The organism is Pseudomonas sp. Sample_20 (genome assembly GCF_004307585.1).
GTDB classification, from domain to species: Bacteria; Pseudomonadota; Gammaproteobacteria; order Pseudomonadales; family Pseudomonadaceae; genus Aquipseudomonas; species Aquipseudomonas atacamensis.
The window spans coordinates 1-2670 of sequence record NZ_RCOA01000010.1 but is presented as its reverse complement, the minus strand read 5'-3'; the positions used below and the strand labels follow the sequence as shown (position 1 = coordinate 2670).

2 protein-coding genes and 1 pseudogene are annotated in these 2670 nt (G+C 50.6%); 2 read left to right on the top strand and 1 reads right to left on the bottom strand.

Going from position 1 to position 2670, the window contains the following annotated elements:
* Both D8U70_RS27695 and D8U70_RS01595 read left to right on the top strand, forming a co-directional pair.
* Positions 1 to 1193, top strand: a pseudogene (locus D8U70_RS27695) (hypothetical protein); the annotation flags it as partial.
* Between the two features lie 47 nt (positions 1194 to 1240).
* Positions 1241 to 1699, top strand: coding sequence for a hypothetical protein (locus D8U70_RS01595; RefSeq protein WP_122746725.1), 459 nt, complete (start codon positions 1241 to 1243; stop codon positions 1697 to 1699).
* A 433-nt stretch (positions 1700 to 2132) separates the two neighbouring features.
* On the opposite strand, the gene D8U70_RS01590 is transcribed toward D8U70_RS01595, so the two are convergent.
* Entirely contained in the window at positions 2133 to 2447 is a 315-nt protein-coding gene (locus D8U70_RS01590; RefSeq protein WP_122746724.1) for a helix-turn-helix transcriptional regulator, read from the bottom strand.
* Positions 2448 to 2670 lie beyond the last annotated feature (223 nt).

Genomic DNA, 2670 nt, shown 5'->3' with positions numbered 1-2670 from the left:
CGATCAAGTTCCCGGAAGGTGGCGTAGTAAAAGTTGTCGCGCATGCGCTGATGGGGGGCTTGCTTTCCGAGGCGATGGGTGGGGATTTTGCTACTGGTGCGGCGGCTGCCGGGTTGAACGAAGCGGCGATGAATGTCCTTGTGAAATTCGCTGGTGGCAATGATCAGTTGCACTTGATGATGTCGCAGCTAACCGGGCTCGTTGCTGCCGCAGCAGTGGATGGTGATCTGCAGCAGGGTGCAAATATTGCGAAGAATGCCACTCAGTACAACTGGCTGTTACATAGAGACGTTGTCGCGGCGGATAGAGCTCGAGCAGCTTGTGGTTCGGGAGATGGCGCTCAAGGGTGCCGGGACAATATCACCCGGGCAACAGCGGCATTGGATGCCGAAAGACAACGTGATATGGAGGAGTTCGGGCGCAAGATTCAGCTACAAGCACTACAAGAAGGATGGACGCTTGAGCAATACAATGCCGCCAAGGCCAATTATTTTGCAGGCATTGACCCAAAAGAGCTTACGACTGTTTACCCTCCTTCGCTGGATCCGGGATTTCTGGCCAGAGAAGGGGGTACTAGCGTTCGTGAAATAGTTGCTGCATGGCCAGGTGGGGCAGTCAAAACAGCGGAATCCTTCTGGAATGCCGTCTCATCACCTTTTGACACGATTGGTGCAATCGCAAACGGTATTGGCGGGCTAGCTCTGGGGTTTAAGGATTGGATAACCAGTCCGATCCCGTCGCATACGCTGGAAAAAGAATTTGATAAAGTAGCGACTGCCTCCGCCCAGGAATTGGGTGGTATGGCTTTTGACGCTGTTACCGGACTCTTGACTGCTCACATTGGTGGGAAAGCTGTCGAGTGGGTTGAAGGAAAGTGGGTTGATGCAAAAGGCGCAGGTGAAGTTGCCTCTATAGGCGGAAAGACCTGTGTTTATAACTGTGTTGTTGATGGCGTGACTCGTTATGTTGGAATAACCGACGATATAGTTAAGCGCGGTCAAGCTCACCTCAGAGAAAAAGGCATCACAATTGACAGAATAGAGGGTTTACAGAACCTTTCACGTGCTGACGCACGGGCAGTCGAGCAAACACTGATCGACTACCATGGCCTTGGTAAAGATGGCGGCACGTTAATCAATAAGATTAACTCTATATCGTCTGTCAAAACCCGACTAAGTATGAGCAGGGTTTGATACGCGGCGCCGAGCTGCTAAAAAAAGCTGGATATGAAGGATTTTAAATGGCTAAGAAGGTGAAGCTGGGCGACATTTTGCAGGTGTTAACCTCGCAGGGTGTCGCATATGCGCAAGTTACTCATAAACATCCGGAATTTGGTTTTTTAATACGTATTTTCCCCGGATTTCATAATGAGAAACCAAAAGATTTTTCGGTTGTTGTTGATGGTGAACCACAATTTTCCGCATTTTTTGTTGTTCAAAGTGCGGTAAATCAAGGCCTTCTATCCGTTGTGGCAAATGTTCCGGTTCCCGAAAGGTTACAAGTGTTTCCTACGTTCCGTTCCAGGAATGGCGGGCCGGGAGGCTCTATTTGGCTATGGAATGGAAGCGAAGCACTTCGGCTGGAGAGGGAGATTAGCTCGGAAGAGCTGAAGCATTCCACAAGAGGAATTATCAGTGCACCATTGCTTGTTGAGCGTATTGAAAATAATTACAGAGCCGAGACCCATGAGGTTTGGTGAGTTGTAGAAGTTTCAACTTGATCTGACACTTTCGACACCGGCCTTGCGCCGGTGTTTTTGCACCCTATCTGCATCCGTTTTGCCGCCTTCTTGCATCCTATTTGCATCCGTTCTGCAGTTAAGTTGCATCCCTTTTGCACCCACCCTGACGACCTACGGTCTAGCTGCTCAATACGCCCTTTTTGAGCATGATTTTTCGCCCCTTAACAGGAGCAAAATCTCAATCCACAACACGCAGCTCTTGCGAGGTGGATATTTTCTATATGTATCAATTAGTTGTCCGGTTTATGTCTTTTAGGTGCTGCTACACACTTGTAATACGAAATGCAGGTTTCACCCGATAAACACTGACGTATGGCGTATAGCTTTTGCTATACGCAGCAGCGAAGTATGGGGGGCCGGTTTACTCTTTCAGATCGGCCCTTTTTTTTGATTACGCATTGGGTGGTCGGCTGCTGTTATCCGCCCCCATGACTTTTGATGCCTGGTACTTAAGAATCATCCCGTCGAGCAGTGCCTTGATCACTGATTTCTCGGCTTCGGGCATATGGCTGACGGCCTCAAAGCGGAGGCGCAAGTCGTCGGACGGCCCGCGTTCTCCTTCAGCGAATACCAAATCATCCAAACTGACGTGCAGAGCCTGAGCAAGCCGAATTAGGGCTTCTAAGGTTGGTTGCGCCGTCCCTGCCTCATAACGCCGAATCTGATTAACGTGCACTGACGGGATAAACGGGGACAGACCTTTCAATTGGAGTCAAGCGTAAAAGGCGGCGGCGACCTGAGGCTCGATGCCGGTCGCGACATCAACGTCATCGCCAGCACCGCCGGGGTAAATGGGGACAGACCACGTTTAGAAGGCACTCCAAAACGTGGTCTATCCCCGTTTCCCCACCCAGGTCGGCAGCGAAATCAAGAGCGGCGGCAACCTGTCTCTGGTCAGCCTGGGCGACCAGCATTACCAGGTGGCCAAA

Bases quoted from the DNA above. Each gene is read 5' to 3' on its own strand.
- D8U70_RS01595 (WP_122746725.1), top strand. From the start codon at position 1,241: ATGGCTAAGAAGGTGAAGCTGGGCGACATTTTGCAGGTGTTAACCTCG.